The sequence below is a fragment of the Thiocapsa sp. genome, assembly GCF_011390875.1.
In the GTDB taxonomy this organism is placed as follows: domain Bacteria; phylum Pseudomonadota; class Gammaproteobacteria; order Chromatiales; family Chromatiaceae; genus Thiocapsa.
In genome coordinates this window covers 1-23,648 of record NZ_JAABRP010000007.1, presented here as the reverse complement: position 1 = coordinate 23,648, position 23,648 = coordinate 1, and the positions used below count along the sequence as shown (strand labels likewise).

General features: G+C 63.9%; 17 protein-coding genes. 11 read left to right on the top strand and 6 right to left on the bottom strand.

Features of this window, described 5'->3' with window-relative positions; all coding sequences use genetic code 11:
- The first annotated feature begins 1 nt into the window (after position 1).
- The 5 genes from GPT33_RS00800 to GPT33_RS00780 all read left to right on the top strand — a co-directional run bounded on the left by GPT33_RS00800 (position 2) and on the right by GPT33_RS00780 (position 5,015).
- A complete protein-coding gene (locus tag GPT33_RS00800; protein WP_296804929.1) occupies positions 2-811 on the top strand; it encodes a hypothetical protein in 810 nt (269 codons plus the stop codon).
- Complete coding sequence (locus GPT33_RS00795) at positions 808-1,326, top strand: putative inorganic carbon transporter subunit DabA (protein WP_296804927.1); 519 nt, start codon at positions 808-810, stop codon at positions 1,324-1,326. Before GPT33_RS00800 ends, GPT33_RS00795 begins: the two co-directional genes overlap by 4 nt.
- On the top strand, positions 1,323-4,127 hold the full coding sequence (locus tag GPT33_RS00790) for a DUF2309 domain-containing protein (protein WP_296804925.1): 2,805 nt from the start codon (positions 1,323-1,325) through the stop codon (positions 4,125-4,127). Before GPT33_RS00795 ends, GPT33_RS00790 begins: the two co-directional genes overlap by 4 nt.
- Positions 4,124-4,453: a P-II family nitrogen regulator gene (locus tag GPT33_RS00785; RefSeq protein WP_296804923.1), complete on the top strand. Its 330-nt coding sequence runs from the start codon at positions 4,124-4,126 to the stop codon at positions 4,451-4,453. The genes GPT33_RS00790 and GPT33_RS00785 overlap by 4 nt, the downstream gene beginning before the upstream one ends.
- 358 nt (positions 4,454-4,811) lie before the next feature.
- Complete coding sequence (locus tag GPT33_RS00780) at positions 4,812-5,015, top strand: hypothetical protein (RefSeq protein WP_296804921.1); 204 nt, start codon at positions 4,812-4,814, stop codon at positions 5,013-5,015.
- 611 nt (positions 5,016-5,626) lie between these two features.
- Here the strand turns inward: GPT33_RS00780 and ilvC are convergent.
- From ilvC to GPT33_RS00760, 4 genes are all read right to left on the bottom strand, one after another.
- Positions 5,627-6,643: a ketol-acid reductoisomerase gene (gene ilvC, locus GPT33_RS00775; protein ID WP_232410640.1), complete on the bottom strand. Its 1,017-nt coding sequence runs from the start codon at positions 6,641-6,643 to the stop codon at positions 5,627-5,629.
- Between the two features lie 226 nt (positions 6,644-6,869).
- A complete protein-coding gene (ilvN, locus tag GPT33_RS00770) occupies positions 6,870-7,361 on the bottom strand; it encodes an acetolactate synthase small subunit (protein WP_232407831.1) in 492 nt (163 codons plus the stop codon).
- A 31-nt stretch (positions 7,362-7,392) separates the two neighbouring features.
- The gene (locus GPT33_RS00765; RefSeq protein WP_296804997.1) at positions 7,393-9,174 is read right to left on the bottom strand and encodes an acetolactate synthase 3 large subunit; all 1,782 of its coding nucleotides are present in this window, start codon (positions 9,172-9,174) and stop codon (positions 7,393-7,395) included.
- 146 nt (positions 9,175-9,320) lie between these two features.
- Positions 9,321-10,376, bottom strand: coding sequence for a PilZ domain-containing protein (locus GPT33_RS00760; protein ID WP_296804916.1), 1,056 nt, complete (start codon positions 10,374-10,376; stop codon positions 9,321-9,323).
- A 233-nt stretch (positions 10,377-10,609) separates the two neighbouring features.
- Between GPT33_RS00760 and GPT33_RS00755 the strand changes: the two genes are divergently transcribed.
- Both GPT33_RS00755 and fabA read left to right on the top strand, forming a co-directional pair.
- Complete coding sequence (locus GPT33_RS00755) at positions 10,610-12,331, top strand: proline--tRNA ligase (RefSeq protein ID WP_296804995.1); 1,722 nt, start codon at positions 10,610-10,612, stop codon at positions 12,329-12,331.
- A gap of 202 nt (positions 12,332-12,533) precedes the next feature.
- Positions 12,534-13,049, top strand: a complete 516-nt coding sequence (gene fabA / locus GPT33_RS00750) for a 3-hydroxyacyl-[acyl-carrier-protein] dehydratase FabA (RefSeq protein ID WP_296804913.1) — start codon at positions 12,534-12,536, stop codon at positions 13,047-13,049.
- A gap of 178 nt (positions 13,050-13,227) precedes the next feature.
- Here the strand turns inward: fabA and GPT33_RS00745 are convergent, their stop codons facing one another.
- Complete coding sequence (locus GPT33_RS00745) at positions 13,228-13,986, bottom strand: aminodeoxychorismate lyase (protein WP_296804910.1); 759 nt, start codon at positions 13,984-13,986, stop codon at positions 13,228-13,230.
- A 137-nt stretch (positions 13,987-14,123) separates the two neighbouring features.
- On the opposite strand from GPT33_RS00745, the gene GPT33_RS00740 reads away from it, so the two are divergent.
- On the top strand, positions 14,124-15,917 hold the full coding sequence (locus GPT33_RS00740) for an AAA family ATPase (RefSeq protein ID WP_296804908.1): 1,794 nt from the start codon (positions 14,124-14,126) through the stop codon (positions 15,915-15,917).
- A gap of 237 nt (positions 15,918-16,154) precedes the next feature.
- On the opposite strand, the gene GPT33_RS00735 is transcribed toward GPT33_RS00740, so the two are convergent.
- Positions 16,155-20,297 carry a hypothetical protein gene (locus GPT33_RS00735; RefSeq protein WP_296804906.1) on the bottom strand — a complete coding sequence of 1,381 codons (4,143 nt, stop codon included), beginning with the start codon at positions 20,295-20,297 and terminating at the stop codon, positions 16,155-16,157.
- A 140-nt stretch (positions 20,298-20,437) separates the two neighbouring features.
- On the opposite strand from GPT33_RS00735, the gene GPT33_RS00730 reads away from it, so the two are divergent.
- The 3 genes from GPT33_RS00730 to GPT33_RS00720 all read left to right on the top strand — a co-directional run.
- Positions 20,438-22,006, top strand: coding sequence for an alkaline phosphatase (locus GPT33_RS00730; protein WP_296804904.1), 1,569 nt, complete (start codon positions 20,438-20,440; stop codon positions 22,004-22,006).
- Positions 22,007-22,102: 96 nt separating this feature from the next.
- On the top strand, positions 22,103-23,263 hold the full coding sequence (locus GPT33_RS00725) for a YibE/F family protein (protein WP_296804902.1): 1,161 nt from the start codon (positions 22,103-22,105) through the stop codon (positions 23,261-23,263).
- A 145-nt stretch (positions 23,264-23,408) separates the two neighbouring features.
- The coding region (locus tag GPT33_RS00720; protein WP_296804900.1) for a substrate-binding domain-containing protein at positions 23,409-23,648 on the top strand (240 nt) is incomplete at its 3' end.

Genomic DNA, 23,648 nt, shown 5'->3' with positions numbered 1-23,648 from the left:
GATGACGCTGGCGCTGCTCCTCCTCGCCGGGCTCTTCCTGCCGCTCTACCCCCTGAGCGTATTGCCCAATTCGCTCTTGCAGAGCCGGTTGAACGCCGAGGTCGGCCAGGGCCCGCAATGGCGTCGCGTTCCCGGATTCAAGACCGGGCTGCTGTTGGTCTTTCCGATGATCGGGGTGGGATTGGCCACGCTCGCGATGCGCCTCGGTGCTCCGGATCCTCGCGTTCTGACCCTCTTCGGCGTCTGGGGCGGCATGACCTCCCTGCTCTACGCCTTTCGTCTCCTGAGCGCGAAGGACGGGGAGATTTGGATCTCCCACCTCTTCACCTCGACGCTCGCGCTCATCTGGATCGGCATCGCCTACGGCGTGGATCCCCTGCTCCCCGCAATCGGACTCTCGGTCTCGCTCTTGCCGCTTGTCTTTATGCTGGACCAGTTGACCCAGCGCTTCGGGATCGCGCGCAGCGGGCTCTATCCGGGACTCTGCTGCCGCATGCCTTGGTTCTCGCACCTCTTCGTGCTCGCCGTGCTGACGGCTATCGCGGTTCCCTTCTCGCCGTCTTTTTTCGCCATCGCGGCGCTTGCGTTCGGCGGGGTCGCCGCCGACGAGGTCGTGGTCTTGCTGCCCATCTGTCTATCTTGGCTGTTGTGGACCTGGGCCGGTGTCAACCTGCTCACGGGGATCGTCTGGGGCGTTCCGCGGGACGATCTGGTCTATCGCGACCTGGATCCGCAATGGGGCATCGGGGTCGGGAGCGGCATGGTTGCACTCGGGATCTTCGGAATCCTACTGGTGGAGGTTTCACTGTGACGAGAACGAACGGCGAGGCCGCGCCTTCAATCAATCCAACGACCCTCGATACGACACAACGTACGACAGTGACCCCGACAGGACCCGATTTAGGGCGCACGCTCAAGATCCGCTCTATGGTCACGGTCGCCGGAGAATTCCTGCCCTTCATGTGGCCGATGCGCAACTTCATCCATCACAATCCACTGAACGGGTTCGAGCACCTTCCGTTCGAAGAGGCGGTCGAGCTGGCGACCCGACTCTTCCACGCACGGGGCTATCTGCGCCGAACCGACTATCAAGCGTTGATGCGCGAAGGCCGCATCGATCCGGACATCATCGAAGACCTAGTCTCGGAGTTTCTGAAGGATTGGGTGCCCCGTCATGATGCCTCGGAGGACGACGGTGAAGGGCTCGACCTCGGCCGTATCCTGGTGACGCTGATGACACGGATGGATCAACCGAGTGTCGGCAACGCCTATCCGAGCACGGAAGCGATCCTGGCCCGGCTTCGCCCGTCGGCGGACCAGCCATGAAGATGCTCGACACGGCTCTGATCGGGGTTCGGTGGACGCTTTACGATCTCGTCGACCGACTCTACGGCGCCCGGATCAACGCGACCCTGAACGAGTTGCAGATCAAGGGCTGCATGGATTTCCTGGACGAAGGGCAATCCGTCTGGCGCATGCCGGGCCGCCGGCAAGGGATGTTCCGCGCCTGGAGCCATATCGCCAAACGCAACCGTCGTCTGCGTCTGCACGGGCTCGATGTCGGCGGAATCCTCGCGCAGGTGGATCAACCCGAGGCGGCGATCCATCTGGTCATGACCGGCCTGCAGATTCCCGAGCGACTCTGGATGGATTATTTCGCCCTCGAACTCTCAAAGCTCCATGGCTGGGCCGGCTTTGTGCGTTGGCGTGCTCAAGCACGAGATTACTACTGGCAGGACCGCAATCCGGCGGACCTGGTCGACTTCATCGCCATTCGACTCGTCCTCTCGCTACCCTTGATCGAAGAGGCGGCCAAACAACACCAGCGTGACTTCCGCTACCCGGCCTGGGTCCGGTGCCTCGAGGAGCGCCCGCACGAATGCCTGTTGCGCCATGAGCTGCATTCCGGCGCCATCCTCCCGGACTATGCCCATCGGGTCGAGGTCGCGCTCGACAGCGGCGACGCCGCCCGAATCAAGACACTCTCTCAGGACTACGAGCGCGAGAAGACCGCGCGCGAGGCGGCCACGCGTGCGCTGCGCCTGCAGGAGCTCTGCGGGCGTGCGGGCATCCCGCGCGCTGAGCTGGCCGGGAAGCGCTCCGCTGCGCTGCGCCAGATGATCGACGCGGTCTACGCCTTCAGGTCGCAGGAAGGCTTTGTCTGGATGCAGGCGCTGGAACGCACCTACGCCCGCGCCCTGCTCGCCAAGCTGGCCGAACATCGCGCGAGGACGGCGGATCCATCGGTGCAGCCGGTCTCGAACGAGCCGCGCCGCGACGGCTCCGAGATCCAGGCACTCTTCTGCATCGATGTGCGTTCCGAGCGGCTGCGGCGCCGGCTCGAGCAGCTCGGTCATTACGAGACCTACGGTGTGGCCGGCTTCTTCGGGGTTCCCGTGAACTTCATTGAGCTCGGCAAGGGCCACGAGGCCGCGCTCTGTCCGGCCATCGTCACGCCGAACAATGTCGCGCTGGAGATGCCGCACCGGCATGGCGGGCACGAGCATGATGGGCATTCGCTGTTTCACCTCGCCACCGAGGTCGTGCACGATCTCAAGAGCACCGTGCTCGCGCCCTATATCACGGTCGAGGCGGTCGGATTGCTGTTCGGCTTCGACATGGTCGGCAAGACCCTGGCGCCTGCCGCCTACAACAGCTGGCGCAAGACGCTCGACAACGGCAAACAGCCGACCCGACTGATGATCGACAAGATCCCCAGAGACGACGCACTCGATCTCATCGCGACGCTTCAGGAGGAGATGGTCGTGCGTGCGGTCGATCGACATTTCGGGGTGAAGCGCGAGGCCGTCACGACCGGCATGATCCGCGAGCTGCGCGAGATTGCGCTCGGGAACACCTGCGGACGGAGCGACTTCGCCCGACGGTTCGATCTCGACGCCGCTGCCGAGACCCTATTCCTGACCAGTCTGCGTCTGGAATACGGTCTGAATCCGGAGCAGGCCAAGATTCAGCTGGAGCATCTGGCGCGGATCGGGTTTCGGATCGAGCTCCAAGCCCTGTTGGTCGGCAACCTCCTCAAGACGATCGGCCTGGTCGAGGGCTTCGCGAAGATCGTTCTGGTGGTCGGTCATGGCAGCAGCTCGCAGAACAACCCTTACGAATCGGCATTGGACTGCGGGGCCTGCGGCGGCGACCGGGGGTTGGTGAATGCCCGCATCTTCGCGGCGATGGCCAATCGGCGCGAGGTGCGCGAACAGCTCGCCGAGCGGGGCATCCGGATTCCGGAGGAGACCTGGTTCATCCCTGCCCTGCACGACACGACCACCGACGAAACGTCTCTTTACGACATCGAGCAGCTGCCGCCCGGCAGGTTGACGCAGCTTACCCGCATCCAGGAGGACCTATCCGCCGCCGGCCGACTCTGCGCTCAGGAACGTTGCGCCGAGCTGGAGGAGATCGGGGTGGATTCTCCCGAAACGGCCGCGAGCCGGGTCAAGCGCCACGCCCTGGATTGGACACAGGTGCGCCCGGAATGGGGTCTATCGAAGAACGCCTCCTTCATCATCGGCAGCCGCAACCTCACGCGTGCACTCGATCTCGAGGGTCGCGCCTTTCTGCACTCCTATGACCACCTCCATGACCCTTCAGGCGAGCTGCTGGTCGGCATCCTCTCCGGCCCTCTGATCGTCGCCCAATGGATCAACCTGGAGCACTACTTCTCGGCGGTCGACAACGATGTCTACGGAAGCGGCAGCAAGATCTACCACAACGTGGTCGGCCGCTTCGGTGTGATGACAGGCAACGTCGGCGACCTGCGCACGGGTCTTCCGGCACAAACCGTGCTGAAGGGCGAGCGCCCCTATCATCAACCCATGCGATTGATCACCCTGATCGAGGCGCCCCTTTCCTGCGTAGAGGGAGCTTTGGCCAAGGTCTTCAAAGTGCGCGAGCTGGTGCAGAACGGCTGGGTTCGTCTCTTGGTCCTCGATCCCGTGACCGACCGCGTCTCTGTCTTCGAGCATGGTCGCTGGAGCGCACAGCCCTGGCCGCCCGGACCGAACCATAGAACCCGGGCGGACCGAAGAACTGGGGCGGACCGACCCGTCGGCGCCGAAGCAGCTCGGAGACGTCGAAAACGCGCTGCAACGCTGGAGGCATCGCCATGAACGCACTCTCGGTCACTGCGATGAAGAAGCTCGAGATCATCGTCGAAGGCGAGCAACGAGGTTTCGTGGTCGACCTACTCGATCGCGCGGGCGCGGGCGGTTATACGATCCTTCACAATCTCTCCGGAAAAGGCACTCACGGCGTGCACCAGGGACATCTGATGTTCAATGACGACTCGGTGCTCGTCATGATCGTTACCGCCGTTCCCGAGGAGCTTGTCGGTCCGATCCTGGAAGGATTGACGCCCTTTTTCAATAAACACATGGGTGTCGTCTTCACCTCCGATATCCAGGTCAGCCGAATGGTGAAGATGCCAACCGATTGAACTGCCCAACGGGCGGCGTGCGATGGCACGAGGCAGAGCGGAGGTTCGATCCGCACCGCGTCGGAGACAACATCTCCGAGCGCCTGCCTCAACAGCCTCGACGACCCCTTTTTACTGCGTGTCCTCCCTGTCTCGACTCAAGCGAGACGTTTTATAGCCCGGCGCCAGCCGGGCTTTTTTTACGTGATCGGGGCGCCGAGCTCCGGCAGATGATCGCGTCGGCCTCTTCCCGGCTTTGCGTTGGATGGGAAAGGGAGCCAAGCATTCCCGAAGCCGATACCGACCATCGGCGATCGGAATAGATCGCCGCTACAAAAACAGAGTATTCTGGTGCACAATCACAACGGGGATCCTTCCAATGACCGATATCCTGCATGAACCTCATAAGCCTCAATTCAAATCCGCGCCGAATCAAGCACGCAAGGCCGCCACGGTCGAAGAAGCCTGGGCCGCAGCGCAAGAGTTGAAACCGATGGTCGGACAGGTTCGAAAGATCGCCAAGGTCCGCCGCTCAGACCTCTCGGCCAGAGGAAAGATGGCGCTGCCCCCCGAGCAACGCTGACGGTCCGATCGGATAGAACCCGCTCGGGATTTCCGCAAGTCTCCCTCGGGAACGAGACCCACGTCGCGTCTGCATTCCTCTTGCTGACATAGGCTTTAGTCACAGGGGACAGGAACAGCGGAGTCGGAGTCGATCGCCCCGTCAACCGGGACACCTCCCACCGCTCGACCTGCCGATCGCGACCGAGAGCAAGAGCCGGAAAGGGCGTCCTTGCGATCGCGTCGCTCGATAGGAGCAGTGTCATGACGTATACGTATCAGTTGTTCGGTGCGATGACGGGTTGGTCGTTTCTCTATGGATGCATGCTCGGAATGGCGTCGCCCGCGACCTATCTCCCGAGACAAACACGAATGGATTCCGTCGGCAGCGATGATGCATTGCTGATGAGTGGTCGAAGCCGCGCACCGATGCTTACAGAGAAAACATAGGGTTGCTTCATTCGCCGAGCAAAGCCAGTGCCTGCGACGGGCACCGCAATAGGCGGACTCTCGACATGCGCAGTACAACAATAGCGAGCTGAATAAAAAAGGCCATGCATCTCGGGTGCATGGCCTTTCGTGCCTCTCGGGATCCGAACGATCGGATCCCGAGAGAAAGCGGGTTGCAGTTGATCAGTTGCGGGACTTGTCGACCAGCTTCTTCTCCCGGATCCAGGGCATCATGTCGCGCAGACGCTCGCCGACTTCTTCGATCTGATGCTCTTCGCCGAGTCGACGCATCGCTTTCATGGACGCCGCGCCGGCCTGGTTCTCGAGGATGAACTCCTTGGCGAACTGACCGTTTTGGATCTCGCCGAGGATGCGTTTCATCTCGGCCTTGGTCTCGTCGGTGATGATCCGCGGACCGCGGGTCAGGTCACCGTACTCGGCCGTGTTGGAGATTGAATAACGCATGTTGGCGATGCCGCCCTCGTAGATGAGGTCGACGATCAGCTTGACCTCGTGCAGACACTCGAAGTAGGCCATTTCCGGCGCGTACCCGGCCTCGACCAGTGTCTCGAAACCGGCCTTGATCAGCGAGGTCAACCCGCCGCAAAGCACGACCTGCTCGCCGAACAGATCCGTCTCGCATTCCTCGCGGAAGTTGGTCTCGATGATGCCGGCACGCCCGCCGCCGTTGGCCGAAGCATAGGCCAGCGCAATGTCGCGGGCCTGCCCGGTTGCATCCTGATGGACCGCGATCAGGCTAGGCACGCCGCCGCCCTGGGTATAGGTCGAGCGCACCAGATGGCCCGGCCCCTTGGGCGCGATCATGATGACGTCGAGATCTTCGCGCGGCGTGATCTGACCGAAATGGACGTTGAAGCCATGGGCGAAGGCGAGCGCGGCACCCTGCTTGATGTTGGGCGCGACCTGCTCGCGATACAGGGCGGCCTGGTGCTCGTCGGGCGCCAGGATCATCACCACGTCCGCACCCTTCACGGCTTCTTCAATGGAGCGAACCTCGAGCCCGGCATTGGCCGCCTTGGCCGCGGAGGCTGAACCGGGCCGCAAGCCGACCACGACCGACACGCCGGAATCCTTCAGGTTATTGGCATGGGCGTGGCCCTGCGAGCCGTAACCGATGATCGCGACCTGCTTGCCCTGGATGAGCGAGAGGTCGGCGTCTTTGTCGTAATACACGTTGATGGTCATTGAGGTGAATCCTTCAGCTGGAAATGTTGGGAGGCGGATCGGGAGGCGAACAGCCCTCGGGCGCTCACTCGGGTCCGATCCGGAACTGTGAACCGCAACCGCACAAGCCGCTCGATCCAAGACCCTTGTTGAGCACTTAAACCGCGTCCGCCGCAGAGACAACAGACAGGCGCCAATCCGAACTCACAGGAAAACGGCTCATGTCGTACACGGACGCGGTTTAAATGGTCAAGCCCTTGTCGCCGCGCGAGATGCCGGTGGGCCCCGAGCGGACGACCTCGACGATCAGCCCTTCCGGCACGGCACCGATGAAGGCGTCCAATTTCTTGGACGCCCCCGTCAACTCGATGACATAGCTCGTATCGGTCACATCGATGATCTTCGCGCGGAAGATCTCGGTCAGACGCTTGAGCTCCTCGCGGTCCTGCCGCTCGGCGCGCACCTTGATCATCATCATCTCGCGCTCGATGTGCGGACCCTCGGAGAGGTCGAGCAGCTTCACGGTGTCGATCAGTTTGTTCAACTGCTTCTTGATCTGCTCGACCACGTCGTCGTTGCCCGTGGTGACCAGGGTCATCCGCGAGAGGGTCGGATCGTCGGTCGGAGCGACGGTCAGGGATTCGATGTTGTAGCCACGGGCCGAGAAGAGTCCGGCGACGCGCGAGAGCGCGCCCGCCTCGTTCTCCAGCAGCACGGCAATAATGTGTCTCATGTCTTAAGATCTCTTTCGCTCGGGACGCGGTCTAGGCCAGCTCGCGATCCGACAGACTCGGTGCCAGGTGCATCTCGTGGTGGCCCTTGCCGGCGGCGATCATCGGATAGACGTTTTCGGTCGGATCGACGATGACATCCATGAACACGAGGCGGTTCTTCATCGCGAATGCCTCGGTCATCGCGGCCTCCAAATCGGCCGGCCGGTCGACACGCATGCCGACATGCCCGAAGCTCTCGGCAAGCTTCACGAAATCCGGCAGGGCATCGACATAGGAGTTCGAGTAGCGGCTCTCGTAGAAGAACTCCTGCCACTGACGCACCATGCCCATGTAGCCGTTGTTGAGCAGGATCACCTTCACGGGCAGCCCGTACTGAAGGCAGGTGGCCAGCTCCTGGATGCACATGAGGATGCTCGCCTCCCCGGAGATGCACGCGACCTGCGCATCCGGAAACGCCAACTGCACCCCCATCGCGGCCGGGAGGCCGAAGCCCATGGTCCCGAGGCCGCCCGAGTTGATCCAACGCCGCGGCTTATCGAACGGATAGAACTGGGCGGCAAACATCTGATGCTGGCCGACGTCCGAGGTCAGATAGAGATCCCCGTCGGTCACCTTGTAGAGTGTCTCCACCGCGAACTGCGGCTTGATGGCGGCGCTGTTGCGGTCGTACTGCAGACAATCCACGCCGCGCCACTCTGCGATCTTCGTCCACCAAGCGGCGACCGGCTGCTCGTCGGAGCGCGGGGCCAGCTCGCGATAGAGCTTGAGCATATCGGCGAGCACGTTGGCCACCTGCCCCACGATCGGGACATGGACCTTCACGTTCTTCGAGATCGAGGACGGATCCACGTCGACATGGATGATCTTCGCATGCGGGCAGAAGTGCTCGATCTTGCCGGTGACCCGATCGTCGAAGCGCGCGCCGATGGCGATCAAGACGTCGGTCTCGTGCATCGCCATGTTCGCCTCGTAGGTCCCGTGCATCCCGAGCATGCCGATGAACTGCGGATCGGTCATGGGATAGGCGCCGAGCCCCATCAGGGTGCTGGTGACGGGGAAGCCGGTCGTGCGGACGAAATCCGTCAACTGCGCCGATGCCTCGCCGAGCACCACGCCGCCGCCGGTGTAGAAGACCGGCCGCTTGGCTTGGAGGATCAGATCGACGGCCTTGCGGATCTGCCCCGGATGCCCTTTCAGCACCGGGTTGTAGGAACGCATCTTCACATCGCGCGGATAATCGTACGGGATCTTGATGTTCGGATCCGTCACGTCCTTCGGGATATCGACCACCACGGGTCCCGGCCGACCGCTCATCGCGATATAGAATGCCTTGCGGATGGTCACCGCGAGGTCGCGCACGTCCTTGACCAAGAAGTTGTGCTTCACGCAGGGCCGCGTGATACCGACCGTGTCGACCTCTTGGAAGGCGTCGCTGCCGATGACCGGTGTCGGCACCTGACCCGTCAGGATCACCATCGGGATGGAGTCCATGTAAGCCGTCGCGATACCGGTGACCGCATTGGTCGCACCCGGACCCGACGTCACCAAACAGACGCCGCACTTGCCGGTCGCACGCGCGTAACCATCCGCCGCGTGCGAGGCCCCCTGCTCGTGGCGCACCAGGATGTGTTTGACGGACTCCTGCCGGAACAGGGCGTCGTAGATGTGCAGCACAGCGCCGCCTGGATAGCCGAAGACGAACTCGACGCCCTCGTCGGCGAGCGCCTGAATGACGATTTCGGCCCCGCTCAGCTCGACACCACTCCGCTCCGGCCGCTCCGGGTCAGCCCCTACGGATTGCGCTTCAGACAGTGCCACCTCGGTGACCTCCGATCAGTCCCAAAAGGGTTCAAAAGCGGTCGAAGGTACCGCGATCGACGCGACCGGTCAAGCAAGCCGCCGAGCCGAAGCGGCCTGCGTCTTGGACCGCACCCGCGGCACCCGGCCAATACGCCGACTCAACGACAACGCGTCGGACGGAGCGGACTCAGTCGGTTCGTAGGCAGTCCGTAGGCGCTGTCGTGAACATCCTGGAGAAGGCCCAGCTCTTCCCACGCATCCGCAGGCCAACCTCCCGGCTCGGCCCGACTGCCCAGCGTCAGGTCTTGGAACGCCAAGTCGAACAACTCGGGGTCTCCCCAAGCCACCACGAGGCTCCTCAACGCGTCTGGATAGCGCGACTCCAAGACCGAGATATCGCTTCGATCGCGGTGCGACAGATCCTCCGTCGGTCTGGCCAGATGCATCGCGCGCAGCCAATCCGGTGCACCTGCGAGACTGGATTCCGGATCATTTCGGACCGGCGGGAGCTGTGCGATCAAAAGCTCCACAAACGCCGTGATCGCAGACTGCGGATGCTCGAATCCGAGCTCGAGGCTGAAGAGCTCCGATTGGGCGAATCCGTCGACCTTTACCCGCGAGACCTCGAGCACGCGTGCCCTCAGACGAACACCCGGCAGGTCCTCGGCGCCACGGATCGCCAAGCGAATGCTTTGACCGGCCTTGTATGCCTCGAAAACGGTGATTCTCAGCTGTCCGGACGCGATCTGCTCAAGCATTTCGCGCATGGCACCGGCATCGTCGACCGCAACCTCGAGCTCGCGCACCAGCGGGGCTGCGGGCGATTCGCCAGCCCCGTCCGCCACGTCGAGCATCGTCAGCAGTTTCTCCAGCCTGGACTGGCTTCTCGGCGTGAGGCTCGCAAAACGAACCGCAACCTGATAGTGGCCGGCTTCCAGGCGCTGCGCCCGCACAACGCGGGCTTCGATGGCAACCCTGTCGCGCCCTCGCCAGGGAAAAACCAGGCGCAGCGTGCCGGACAACGCATCGAACGGCGCGACCGCGACGAACTGTGCACCTCCCCAGGAGATATCCTGGTTCATGGCTGTGATGGGTCGATCCATGCCGGGCAGATAGACCTGAATCGGAATGCGCACGGCGATGCGTCGTTGGGTGCGCCGGTTTTCCAAAGGCGTCGTCTGCGTGCGACCCGAATCATCCAATCCCGTTGTCATCTCGCGATCGGCTCCCGCGCGTCGCAAACCCGATTCGGATTTGCGACGGAATTGAGGTGATGCTTGTCGAGCCTACAGCGCATTCGGCAAGTATATCGGGCATCCGACATCCCGCGAGCCTGCTTATCGACTGGATTTGCTCCGAGGTCCCTTCGGCGCTCGGCATGACGCGGTTGTTTCGACACTGGTTGAACAATACACTTCCCGCCTTTACGCCGCCGATAGCACTGCCGATGCGCACCTCCCAGTTTCCGATCCAGACCCTCAAAGAGACCCCGTCCGACGCGGAGATCGCCAGTCACCGCTTGATGCTGCGTGCCGGCATGATCCGTAAGCTCGCGGCCGGGCTCTACACTTGGCTGCCGATGGGGCTGCGCGTCCTGCGCAAAGTCGAAGGCATTGTCCGCGATGAAATGGACCGCGCCGGCGCCTTGGAGGTTTCCATGCCTGCGGTGCAGCCCGCCGAGCTGTGGAAGGAATCCGGTCGTTGGGACCAGTACGGCCCGGAGTTGCTGCGTCTGCGCGACCGCCATCAGCGCGACTTCTGCTTCGGCCCGACACACGAGGAGATCATCACCGATCTCGCCCGCAACGAGCTGAAGAGCTACAAGCAGCTGCCGATCAACTTCTATCAGATCCAGACCAAGTTCCGCGACGAGATCCGGCCGCGCTTCGGCGTGATGCGCGCGCGCGAGTTCCTGATGAAGGATGCCTACTCCTTCCATCTCGACGACGCCTCGCTCGAAGACACCTACCGGCAGATGCACGCGGCCTACAGCCGCATCTTCAGTCGGTGCGGGCTCGATTTCCGCCCGGTCCAGGCCGACACCGGCAGCATCGGCGGCAACGCCTCGCACGAGTTCCATGTGCTGGCGGACTCCGGCGAAGACGCCATCGCCTTCTCCGACAGCAGCGACTACGCGGCCAACGTCGAGCTGGCCGAGGCTCTCGCCTTGGCTGAAGCCGCCCCGGCGCCGCAGGAGACCGCGCGCCTGATCGACACCCCGAACGCTCGCACCATTGCGGATCTGGTCGAGCAGTTCGCTCAGCCGATCGAGCGCACGGTCAAAACCCTTGTCGTCGCCGCCTCCGCCGAGAGCACGTCCGCTCTGGTCGCCCTGCTGGTGCGCGGCGATCACGAGCTCAACGCCATCAAGGCCGAGAAGCTGCCCGGGGTCGCCGCGCCGCTGCGCATGGCAACCGAGGCCGAGATCCGCGAGGTCATCGGCGCCGGTCCCGGATCACTCGGCCCAAAGGATCTGCCGATCCCCTGCATCGTGGATCGCACCGTCTCGGTCACCGGCGATTTCAGCGCCGGCGCGAATCAGGACGGCAAGCATTGGTTCGGGCTGAACTGGGGCCGGGATCTGCCGCTTCCCGAGATCGCGGATCTGCGCAACGTGATCGACGGCGACCCGAGCCCGGATGGCTCGGGCCATCTGCGCATCGCGCGCGGCATCGAGGTCGGACACATCTTCCAGCTCGGGCGCAAATACAGCCAAGCCATGAAGGCTAACGTGCTCGGCGAGGACGGCCGTGCGACGACCCTGACCATGGGCTGTTACGGCATCGGGGTGTCGCGCGTGGTCGCCGCGGCGATCGAACAGCATCACGACGAGCGCGGCATCTCTTGGCCGGCGCCGATCGCGCCCTTCCAGGTCGCACTCCTGCCGATGAAGCTCGGCAAATCCTATCGCGTCCGCGAGGCGACGGATCAGCTTTACGAGGATCTCAAGCAGGCCGGGGTCGATGTCCTGCTCGACGATCGCGACGCCCGCCCCGGCGTGATGTTCGCCGACATGGAGCTGATCGGCATCCCGCACCGCATCGTGGTCGGCGACAAGTCGCTGGACGACGGTCAAGTCGAGTACAAGGGCCGCAACGATAGCGAGACGCAGGTCATCCCGATCGAGGAGATCGTCGGCTGGGTGTCGGCGCGGCTTCGGGCGGGCTGATTTCAACCGCCAGCCGCCAGCCGCCAGCCGCCAGCCGCCAGCCGCCAGCGATCCTCGCGCTCTCGCACGGGCAACGCAACACCGAACGCCTCGCGTGCAATCCATACCGCCCCGCCGCCTCGAACGAAGCCGGAGGCAGGCGGCTGGAGGCTGGAGGCTCTCGAAACCCTGGAACCGCAAGACACACAGGACCTCACCCCAAATGACTAAAGAAGCCTCCTTCGACCGCGACGCGCTCCTCGCCTGCGGATACGGCGAGATGTTCGGTCCGGGCAATGCCCAACTGCCCGTGCCGAACATGTTGATGATGGATCGCGTGCTGCGCATCGCCGATTTCGGCGGCGCCAACGGCAAGGGCGAGATCCTGGCCGAACTGGATATCAAGCCCGAGCTCTGGTTCTTTCAGTGCCATTTTCCCGGCGACCCGGTCATGCCCGGCTGTCTCGGGCTCGATGCACTTTGGCAGCTCGTCGGCTTCTATCTGGCCTGGATCGGCAATCCGGGGCACGGGCGTGCACTCGGGGTGGGCGAGGTCAAGTTCACCGGACAGGTGCTCCCGACCGCGAGCAAGGTCACCTATCACATCGACATGAAGCGTGTCATCTCACGCAAGCTGGCGCTTGGTATCGGCGACGGCGTGGTGCAGGTGGACGGACGCACCATTTATACGGCCAAGGATCTTCGGGTGGGGCTCTTTACCTCGACCGAGGGTTTCTAAGACTAAACCGCGTCCCGAGCGATTTTCGATCTTTCGGTTGGAGATCGAGGAAGGCTGAACCCCTCGAGGTCGGAGGTGGACGCGGTTTAGGATTTGAAACACATTTTTCCTGGGAAACGCTTAAAGGAAACCGAAACCGGTAGGATGGGTAGAGCGCAGCGAAACCCATCCACCCCGCTCAGACGCCCAATCGGGGTGGCGCCGCCGAAAAGATGGGTTTCGCGCTTCGCTCTAGCGATTCCATGAGCGCAGCGAGGCGAGGATAACGCTCGAGATCGCCCTCGATCCGCTCGATCGCGAAGCGAACGAACATCGACTCGCTGAGCCAATCCTCCTGGCTGGACGCGCGGCCGGCCCGATGATGCGGGGTGGTCCGATACGCGAACGCCTGCATCCGGGAGAGATCTTCCCAGACGCTGAAGGTCGCGAGCGTCAAGAGCGGGTGCTCTCCGAATCCGACGTGGTAGGGGCAACCCGGCGTCTCGCGGAGCTGGCGGCGGATCTCCGGGACGCTGTTCCAGAAGGCGCGCGCCCGTGTCGGGGCGACCCGCGCACGGGTAAGGACGACGAGCGGCCGGTCCGGCTGCTGTCCGCCTCGATACTCGAAGAGCGCCTCGCCGCCCCAGGTTCCTCGCCCCGACACCGGGTTCAGCGTAAAGTGAAGCTGCTCGGAGCTCGCGTCGGCGACGGCTCGGTAGAAGCGGGACCGCCGCAGACGCGCCTCGTCGCCGGGATCCGCGAAGACCCGCATCAGGCAGTAAGCACCGAGATCCGGCACCACGGAAAATCCATCGCCGCCGCCGCAGCCCATCAGGCGGATCCGGCCGGCCAGCAGACGGCGATCCATCAGAAAGCGCTGAAAGCCCATCCGCAGGAAGGCATCGGGGACACGCAACCCCGAATAGCGGAAGAAGCTGAACACGACCAAACGACTCACGATCATCCTCATTGCGATTGAAACGACACGCCGATCACCCGAGTCGCTCTTTCGGACAGGTGCCCCGAGCGCCTCCAACACCGCATCGAAGCGTGCTATGTTCGACGCACGATCCACCCACCCGGAGCAGGTGCGCCATGAGATTCCCTTATGGATTGAGCGACTTCGGCAAGCTGATCCGAGAAGGCTATTTCTACCAGGACCGCACCGACCGCATCCCGTTGCTGGAAGCCTCGGGCGATCAACTGCTCTTCATCCGCCCGCGACGCTTCGGCAAAAGCCTGCTGCTGTCGATGCTGGAATGCTACTACGATCTCGGCCGGGCCGAGCAGTTCGACGCCTTGTTCGGATCGCTCGCCATCGGTCGCGACCCCACGCCGTCTCACAGCCGCTATTTCGTGATGCGGTGGGATTTCTCACTGGTCAAGGCGCAGGGCGAGGTTCGGGACATCGAGGCGGCACTGCACCAACACATCAACGACCGTATCCTCCGATTCCAGCAAGACTATGCAGACCAGCTGACGACGCCCATCGTCTTGCACGCCGATAACGCCATCTCAACCTTCGAGTCGGCCTTGACAGTGGTCTCGCAGACCCCGCACAAGCTCTATCTGCTGATCGACGAATACGACAACTTCGCCAACGAGGTCTTGATGGCGAGGCGCGAGCAATACGAAGCGCTGCTCTACGGCGAAGGTCTGTTGAAGACCGTCTTCAAGGCGGTCAAGGCCGGTGCCGGTGGCCAAGGGCTCGATCGAGTCTTCATCACGGGCGTCTCGCCGGTCGTCCTGAGCGACATGACCAGCGGCTACAACGTCGCCAAGAATATCTATCTGGAGCCCGAGCTCAACGACCTGTGCGGCTTCACCGAGCCGGAGATCGCATCCGTCCTGACCCTTCTGGCAAGCGACGGCGCCGACTGGTCGCACGCCGAGGCGCTGGATACCATGCGCACCTTCTACAACGGTTATCGCTTCAGCGAAGATGCCGAGGCTCGGATCTACAATCCGACTCTGAGCCTCTACTTCCTCGAACATCTCGACAAACGCGGACGCTATCCGCGCCGGATGCTCGACGAGAATCTGGCGATGGACCGCGCGAAGCTCGTCTATATCGCGCGACTGCCGCATGGCGAGGCCCTATTGATCGAGGCCCTGAGCAACGCCGAGGGCGTGACCATCCCGCAACTGGCGCGGCGCTTCGGCGTGGCCGACATGCTCCATGCGGTGAAGGATCAGCCCTTCATGGCCTCGCTGCTCTATTATTTCGGCATCATGACCCTGGCCGGCGAGGGCGTGCTGGGGAAACTGCGCCTGGCGATCCCCAATCTGGTCGCGCGCGCGCTCTATGTCGAGCGTCTCCAGGAGCTGTGGCTCCCTACCTACGACGACCGCGAAACCATCCAGCGGCGATCCGAAACGGTCTATCTGCAGGCCGACCTTGCACCGATCTGCGACTTCATCGAACAACGCTATTTCAAGATCCTCTCCAACCGCGACTACCGCTGGAGCAACGAGCTGCTGCTGAAGACCGCCTTCCTCACGCTCCTGTTCAACGACCGGCTGTACATGATGGTTTCGGAGCTGGAGACCGAGCGCGGATATGTGGATCTCGCCCTGATCGTGCGCCCCGACATGCGCCGCGTCCGGGCGCTGGATCTGCTGCTGGAGCTCAAATACCTCGGACTCAAAGCGTTGGGGCTCAGCGGCGAGCAGGTCCGCACTCACTCGCGCGAGACGCTCGCCGCCCTGCCCGCGGTCGCCGCCAAGCTCGACGAGGCCGAGGTGCAAGCCCGACGCTATGGTGCCGCATTGCGAGAACGCTATGCCTTGACGGATCTGCATGCCTTCGCCATCGTCGGCATCGGGCACGAACGCCTCGTTTGGCGGGCGGTCGACGCCACGATGGTTGACGAGCCCGGGTCGACCTGAATTGGCATGCGGAAACGCAAACTTTGCGGTTCAACTGTTCTTTAATTAAACCGCGCCTGGTACCGCATGCGTTGTTTGTTGGCTTGGCTGCGCAAGCTCCGACAACTGTCGGAGCTTGCGCAGTTTAACCTAATAAAAAATATTAAATTCTAAACCGCGTCACCGCCAAGGCCGGAATTATCCTTGAGCCCGACACAACATGAAAACGACGCGTTTCACTCTGGACGCGGTTTAGGCTCAAAGATCCAGCCGCATCTCCTCCGCATCTGGCGTGCGTTTCGCCTTTGACCGCTTCCGCTCGGCAGCGGGTAGCTCGCGCCAGATCAGAGGCTTGGAAAGTCCCTCCCAGCCCCAGCGCAACCAGTCCAGCAGCCGCATCGCAAGCCAGAGTGCCCAAGCGAGCATGAGTGCACGGTAGACCCACATGGGGACGGAGAGCACCCACACCTCCGGCAACATCGGTCCACCGCGGTCTTGATACCAGTTCAGCATGGTCGCGGTCGAGCCGTTCCCCATGATCTGCATCTCGGGCGTGCCGAGCAGACCCTGTTGAACGGCGCCGAGGAGGCCCGCCAGGGCGACGAGCGTCAGGACCACGAGCCCGACCTGAATCAGGTTGAAACGCCAGGCCGGACGGGCAAGCGGGTCCAGGCGATGCCGAAGACCGAGCGCGAAGAGCCATCCGATGACCAGCAACACCACCCAGACCTGAGCCAGGATGAGGCCGATGCCGAGCAGGAGCCAATCGTGGACGCGCAAGGGTGTCAAGCGGCTGCGACCCAGCCCCGCGGCCAGCCCGACCAACACCAGGAGGATCCCCCAGAAGAGCACGGCAGGTCCGATCCGCGGCCCCCAAGTCCAGAGCACCCAGCGATCATCCGGCAGGCTCAGCGCGAGATTCAGGCTGACTGCCGGGCTGCGTAGATCCGGCACGCTCGGGCGGTAGCCGAAGGTCAGCGGCTGCGCCTCGCGCCAGGTCAGCTCGACCCGAGTGGAGCCGGGTGTGAGCGGAAGCTCGACCTCCGGCGCCGTGTCGGGCAGCGGAAGGCTGCGGCCGTCCAGGCTGAAGGCGATCGGCTCGGCGGCGTCCGGCAGCCGAACGACATGGCTGCCGCCTTGGCTGCTGCGGATCGCCAGGGTCAGGGTCGAAAGGGTTCCGCGCTGGCCGGGCTCAACGCGCGCGTCGACGCGATCGATGGTCAAGGTCGGTCCCGGGACGCCCGGCGGTCGGGTGAGGGTCAGGACCAATGCCTCGCCCGGGAGGGGTCGCCAGTTGGGCAGCCGGCGATCGTCCGGACCCAGCCGATGGATCGGAGCGATGCCAGCGTACTCCAGATGCCAGAGCGGTCCCACGTCGAGACGCCAGTCTTCGCTCAGGCGCGGATCCAAGGGAGCGACCAGGCTCAACTCGCGGGTCGGCTCCAGGCGCGAAGCCCAGGTCACCTCCGATCGCCCCGCGGGCAGGTCCGCGAGAACCGCTGCGCCCTCGACCTGGACCCCGGGTGTTTGCACCGACTCGCCCGGAAGCAGCGGCACCGGAATCAAGACCGGAAACGCGCTCGGCGACAAACGCTGCACACGGGTCTCCACACGCCAGTCGATCCCCATCCGCAGGGTCCGCTCGACGCGCAGCAGTGGCGGTAAAGCACCCTGAGCGAGCGACACCTCCTGCGGGGCGCCGGTCTCGGAGACGCGGACCAAGCGAATCTGGGCACCGGCACGCCTGTCCGCATCCAGCCCTTCGAGGTTCCAGCCCTCGACGGTGGCCCGGATCAGCCGAGGCGGCATCGGGAGCGGGATCTCGACCTGATCGCGGCTCGCCAGCGGGCCGACGAGCCTGACCTCATGTCGGCCGGCAGGGAGCAGGAGCAGGAGCCGACCGGCCGCGTCTTGGCGCAGTCCGTCCGAGGGCTCGCCGTCCACGCGGATCTCGGTCGGCAGCCAGCCCCCTGCCCCGCCCGGAACGGGTGCCGCGACCGCGACCGCGGCATCCAGGGTCAGATCGAGCACCAGCCGATCCGGATCCGCCGCGAGGACCATCAGGGACAGATCGACACAGTGCGGCAAACAGTCCGGCGGGGCGAGCAGACGGCTGCGAAGCTCCTGAAGCAGCTCGGGGCTCGGGAGGTCCTCGGCAGAGGCCGGCTCGGTACCGACCGCCGTCCCCAGCCCCAAGGCGACCAGCAGGGCGAGACCCGCACCCCGGGTCCCGCGACTGCCGAGGAGCCCGGCCAACCGCAGACCGAGCAGCACCAAGAGAACGGAGCCGAGGAGCGAAAGCGCCAGAGTAAAGGTCGGTGTCAGCAACCAAAGTCGTGCCGATTCATCCTCGCCGACGGATCCGCTCCAACGCAGATCGACGCTGTTCCACCGCCAGTCCGGGATACCGGCTCCGGTCTGGAGGCGCGCATCGGGATCCATGAGATCGATGGGCTCGGGGATCGGAGCAGCGGGTTCGGACAAGGCATCGGAGAGACGCTCGCGTTTCGACGTTGCCTCCATGTCCGTGGTGCTGCGCAGCTCGAATGCGGGTGCGGGAGCCGCGGTCTGAGTGCCTGATCCCGCCTCCCCTAACGCCATCCAGGGGCGCTCCAGATGAGGGAAGAGCCCGTCGCGGACCTCGGTCACCAGGAACGGCAGTCCGATCACCAAGAGCCCGAACAAGGCCAGTCGAAAATAGACTGTCGCCAGGCTCCGCAGACGTCGCAAACCGGTGCGCATGGGCGCGTCCGGGATCAACCGCAGCAGGGCCGCGGCGGCGAGCAGATTCAGCCAGATCAGACGCGGCGCACCGGGCGCCTGCCAGGTCAGACCCAGCGTGACCAGGGCAAGCAACGCCCAACCCCAGCCCCAAATCCGGCCGATACCGAGCGTCGTGATCAGCACCAGAAAGAGATCCAACAGGCTCCAGCGGCCGACCCAGGTGCTCGGCAGGTTGTCGACGCCTTGGACCGTCAGGAGATCCCAACCCGGCGGCAGATAGAGACGCGCGTCGACGTTCTCGAATTCGGTCGCCCAGCCGGAGGCCGGAACCCGTCCGGGTGCGGACTCGAGCCGTGCATCGGCGACCACATCCAGGCTGCCCCGTCTGACCTCGACCCCCGGCGACGCGGCGTCGTTCAGACGCGTGATGAGCACCGGACGGCCGTCGACGGTCACCGCACCCAGCGCGAGTGCCGGACCGGCGTCCAGACGCCACCCGCGCGAAAGCTGGCCTCGGATGCGATCCTGCACGCTGTAGCCCTTGCCGTCGAAGTCGAGCCAAAGCTCGCGATCCAGGCGTAGACGGTCCGGCCCGGGATCCGGATCGCCCCGTGCCTGCTCGGTCAGACGCAGGACGGCGCCGGGCTCGGCCCGATAGACCGGCAGACGCGACCACTCCTCGGGGATCCCGGTCTGGCGCGGATCCACCGCATCGAGGCCGGACGGCTCGACCCGCCGCAACACCGGCTCAGCGGCAAAGGCCCAGATCTCGCGCTCCGGCCAGGGCGCGGCGGTCTCGCGACGCGACAGCTCGGACACGTCGCCCTGGTGATGCGCCACGACATCCAGCGCCCAGCGTCCGGGGCGCACCTGCACCCGCAGCATCCCGTCCTCTTCGAGCCGCGCCGGCAAAGGGCTGTCGATCCGCAAGGGGATCCCGCCGGACAAGAGCACGGGACCAAGCCGCACCTCGCGCGCGCCTCCGGACACTTCCACTCGAAGCCGGGTCAGGACCTCGAGAGGCAGACTGTCTTGAATGCGTCGGTAGACCTCGAGGCTGAGCCGATCCCCCGAGCGCTCGATCTCGGACCCGGCGGGGTCGCCAAGCCAAAGACGGTTGGTCCGATCGAGTCGCGGCGTCGGCACCGCTTGGCCATCGCGCACTAAGGCGACCAACCCGATCATGGGCGGGATGAGAAGAGCGTCCGGCGGACGGTCCCAGACGAAGCGCCCGGTCACCCGGTGGACCCCGGCCGCAAGCGTCACCGTCGGCCGGCCGTCACGCTGGACCACCGGCAGTGCGACCCCGTCCGCCTCGACCTCGAGCGGCCAGGCATCCGCGTCGCCCGGCAGCGGCACCGCGGACTCTGCAAGGACCTGCCAGGCCTGAGCAAATGTTCCGCCCGCCCCGCTCAGCTCCAACGCCAGACGCCCGGGCCAGGCGCAGAGTCGTGTGCCGTCTGCCGGATCGATCGGACAGGCACGTTGATCCTGCCCCTCGCGACCGCCTTCCAGCACCCAAGGGATCCAAGGCTGCAAGGCCGAGGGGACGTTCGGTGCGGCACCTGTTTCGGAGCCGAGTGCCCCGGCGCCGTCCGGAACGGTATCGATCTGCGCGTGCAAAGGCGCCGACAGGACTAGGAGAAGCAGCAGCAGACGTCGTGGAAACTTCGCCATATTGTCACAAGAAAGCAAGGGTCTTTCTGTAGATTGCGCCGTGCCGATCGGGAAGCGCCCGACACCTCGGTCGCCCCTCGAACGGTCCGCCGGCCCCGTCCATCCAGGGCCAACTATGACGAGATGTAGAGAGAAGGCAAGTGAAACACCGACAATTGATCCTCAGTCTGTCCGCCACGGCGTTGCTTGCAGCAGCGACATCGGCAAGCGCAGCGCTGCCGAAATATGTGTTCTTCTTCCTCGGCGACGGCATGTCGAACACCCAAATCCAAGCCACCGAGGCCTATTTGACGACCATCAACGGCGGGAAAGCGACGGTCGCGGAAGACCTCATGCGCCCCGAGAACCGGCTCAACATGACCAAAATGCCCGTTGCGGGCATGCAGACGACCTATGATGCCTACGCCTTGATGACGGACTCGGCATCCTCGGCTACGGCCTTCGCGAGTGGGCTCAAGACCAAGAGCGGCGTGATCAACATGGACCCCGAGACGCAATCGGTCTGTTACAAGAGCATCGCCGAGCTCGCCCACGAAAGCGGCAGGAAGGTCGGGGTGATCAGCAGCGTCTCTCTGAATCACGCAACACCGGCCACCTATTACGCCAGCGTGACAAATCGCGGCTTGATGAACAACATCGCGACTCAGCTGACCGAGAGCGGGTACGAGTTCTTCGGCGGCGGCGGTTTGGTCGCACCGGAGGGACAAGCGCGCTCGGGCGATACCGACAACAACATTTGGGATCTGCTGAGCGCCAACGGCTATACGGTTCTCAACGACCGCACGTCCATCTTGTCTCTCAAGACCCAACCGATGGAGAAGGTGGTCGCGATCAACCCCACACTCGATGGCAGCTCGGCCATGCCCTACGCCATCGACCGCCCGGAGGGCAATCTCTCGCTGAAGGAGATGGTCGAGGTCGCGATCGCCAATCTCGAAGATCGCCCGAAGAAGCGCTGGGACAAGGAACGGGGCTCGGCTCGCAAAGGCTTCTTCCTGATGGTCGAAGGCGGCAAGATCGACTGGGCCGGGCATGCGAACGACGCGGTCGCCAATATCGGCGACATCTTGGATTTCGACGCCGCGGTCGGGGTCGCCATCGAGTTCGCCAGCCGGCATCCGAACGAAACACTCATCGTCGTCACGGGCGATCACGAGACCGGCGGCATGACCATCGGCCATGCGACAACCGCCTATACGGCCTACTACGATCGTTTGCTCGGTCAGAAGAACAGCTACGAGCACTTTCAAGCGAACCAATGGGCCGAGCATAAGGCCGCCAACAGCGAGACACTCTGTGCAGGCGACGCCTGGAAGGCTCCCGACAATCTCGAGCGGGATACGGTCATGCTCGGACTCATCAATGATGTCTTCGGCATGGATTGGGCAGACCTCAACGTCTACCAGAAGGAGAAGCTCGAAGACGCCTACGACGAGTCCATGTGCGACGCCAACGACAACAGCACGGACGAGAACAAGCTCCTCTACGGCGGCTACGAGCCGGTCATCGTCACCATCACCCATCTGCTCAACGAGCGCGCCAGCATTGGCTGGACCTCTTACTCCCACACCGGCGTTCCTGTGCCCCTGTATGCACAAGGATGGGCTTCCGCTCGGTTGGCGGGCTTCTACGACAACACGGATATCGCCAAGCGCCTCGCCAAGATCATGCGCTTGCCCGAGCTACCGGTCACGAAGGCCTGTCCGTAATCGCGACGACGGGTCAGATCGAACCCGCCTGCTCTCGGCGCCGCCTTCGCGGCGCCTTTTTCCTTTTCCGAATGTCCAGATCCGAGGTATCGCTCCGTGTCGAGAATAGGTCGCGAATGGCTTTTTGCCGCGGTCATCGCCGTCGTCTGCATCCTCCTGCTCAACCTCGATTTAGCACCGCCCGGCCCGCCGGCCGAGCGCGGACTGCATGCGCGCGGGTTGATCGTCGACGTCGACAACAGTCGCGTCCGCACCAACCTCATCATCAAGACCGAGGCCCAGGTCTTGTCCGTCCGATTGCTCGACGGCCCGGCCAAGGGCGAGGAGATCGCCGTCACCAACATGCTCACCGGCAAGCTGGAGCTCGACGAATTCTACGAAACGGGCTCGGTCATCCTGGTCGAGTACGACCTCCTCGACGGGCAGCCGGCCCACGGCATGGCCCGCGGTTACTATCGACTACAGATGCAATTGCTGCTCATCGGCTGCTTCGTGGCCCTGCTGATCGGGGTTGCCGGGGTCACCGGACTGAAGGCCGCACTCTCCTTCGTCTTTGCCGCACTGGTGCTCTGGAAGCTCTATTTCCCGCTTCTGCTCCTCGGCTATCCGCCGATCCCGGCCGGTCTCGCGGTGGTCGCCGTCCTGACCGGCGTCGTCACCTTCTCGGTCGGCGGACTGTCCAGACGCGGTATTGCGACCTTCTCGGGATCCATGCTCGGCGTCTTGCTGACCTGCGGACTCGCCGTCTGGTTCGCACAAGCCTTCAATCTGCACGGCGCCATCCGACCCTTCGCAGAGGCGCTCCTCTACTCGGGCTATTACGAGCTGCGACTGACCGACATCTTCATCGCCAGTGTCTTCATCGCCTCCTCGGGCGCGGTCATGGATCTGGCGATGGACATCGCCGCAAGCATGGACGAGATCAAGCTGAGTAAGCCGGACATCGGCGTCCTGGAGCATATCGCCTCGGGGCTCCGCGTCGGTCGTGCGGTCATCGGCACCATGACGACCACGCTGCTGCTCGCCTATTCGAGCAGTCATATCTGCATGTTCCTTCTCTTCATGGCCAAGGGCCTCCCGGCCGAGAACATTCTCAACGCGCCTTTCGTTGCTGCCGAGACCCTCAACATCCTGGTCGGGAGCTTCGGGCTCATCACGGTCGCACCCTTCACCGCCGTGGTCGCCGGCTTTCTGTATCGGGCGAACGTCGGGCGGCCGAGCTGGATCCGGCTGCTCTCCCGAAACGAAACGGCCTGATCGAACCCGCAGGGCAATTCGAATTGCCGCAAAACCGTCACGCAATCATCACGTCGGCGTCACGGATTTGGCAGACACTTTCGGGACAATCGCGCTCGGCTGCTCCATTACATCCCACACGATCCGTCCCGGAGGCTCTTGACTCATGCGCATCTCATCGCTCTTGAAAACAGTCGCTATCGCAGGCGGCCTCTCGGCGGTCGCCTTCTCGCCCGCTGCGTTCGCGGACGTCAAGCTCATGGGCTCGGGCGCGAGCTTTCCCGCGCCCATCTACGCCAAATGGTTCAAGGACTTCAGCGCCGCGAACAAGGGCGTGCGGGTCGACTATCAGTCCAAGGGCAGCGGCGCGGGCATCCAGGATTTCGTCAACCAGGTCGTCGACTTC

What these genes read in the sequence shown, in the direction of transcription:
- GPT33_RS00735 (WP_296804906.1), bottom strand. Translation starts at nt 20,297, where the DNA reads ATGGCGAAGTTTCCACGACGTCTGCTGCTGCTTCTCCTAGTCCTGTCG.
- GPT33_RS00790 (WP_296804925.1), top strand. Translation starts at nt 1,323, where the DNA reads ATGAAGATGCTCGACACGGCTCTGATCGGGGTTCGGTGGACGCTTTAC.
- GPT33_RS00755 (WP_296804995.1), top strand. Translation starts at nt 10,610, where the DNA reads ATGCGCACCTCCCAGTTTCCGATCCAGACCCTCAAAGAGACCCCGTCC.
- ilvN (WP_232407831.1), bottom strand. Translation starts at nt 7,361, where the DNA reads ATGAGACACATTATTGCCGTGCTGCTGGAGAACGAGGCGGGCGCGCTC.
- GPT33_RS00760 (WP_296804916.1), bottom strand. Translation starts at nt 10,376, where the DNA reads ATGACAACGGGATTGGATGATTCGGGTCGCACGCAGACGACGCCTTTG.
- GPT33_RS00800 (WP_296804929.1), top strand. Translation starts at nt 2, where the DNA reads ATGACGCTGGCGCTGCTCCTCCTCGCCGGGCTCTTCCTGCCGCTCTAC.
- GPT33_RS00785 (WP_296804923.1), top strand. Translation starts at nt 4,124, where the DNA reads ATGAACGCACTCTCGGTCACTGCGATGAAGAAGCTCGAGATCATCGTC.
- fabA (WP_296804913.1), top strand. Translation starts at nt 12,534, where the DNA reads ATGACTAAAGAAGCCTCCTTCGACCGCGACGCGCTCCTCGCCTGCGGA.
- GPT33_RS00780 (WP_296804921.1), top strand. Translation starts at nt 4,812, where the DNA reads ATGACCGATATCCTGCATGAACCTCATAAGCCTCAATTCAAATCCGCG.
- GPT33_RS00740 (WP_296804908.1), top strand. Translation starts at nt 14,124, where the DNA reads ATGAGATTCCCTTATGGATTGAGCGACTTCGGCAAGCTGATCCGAGAA.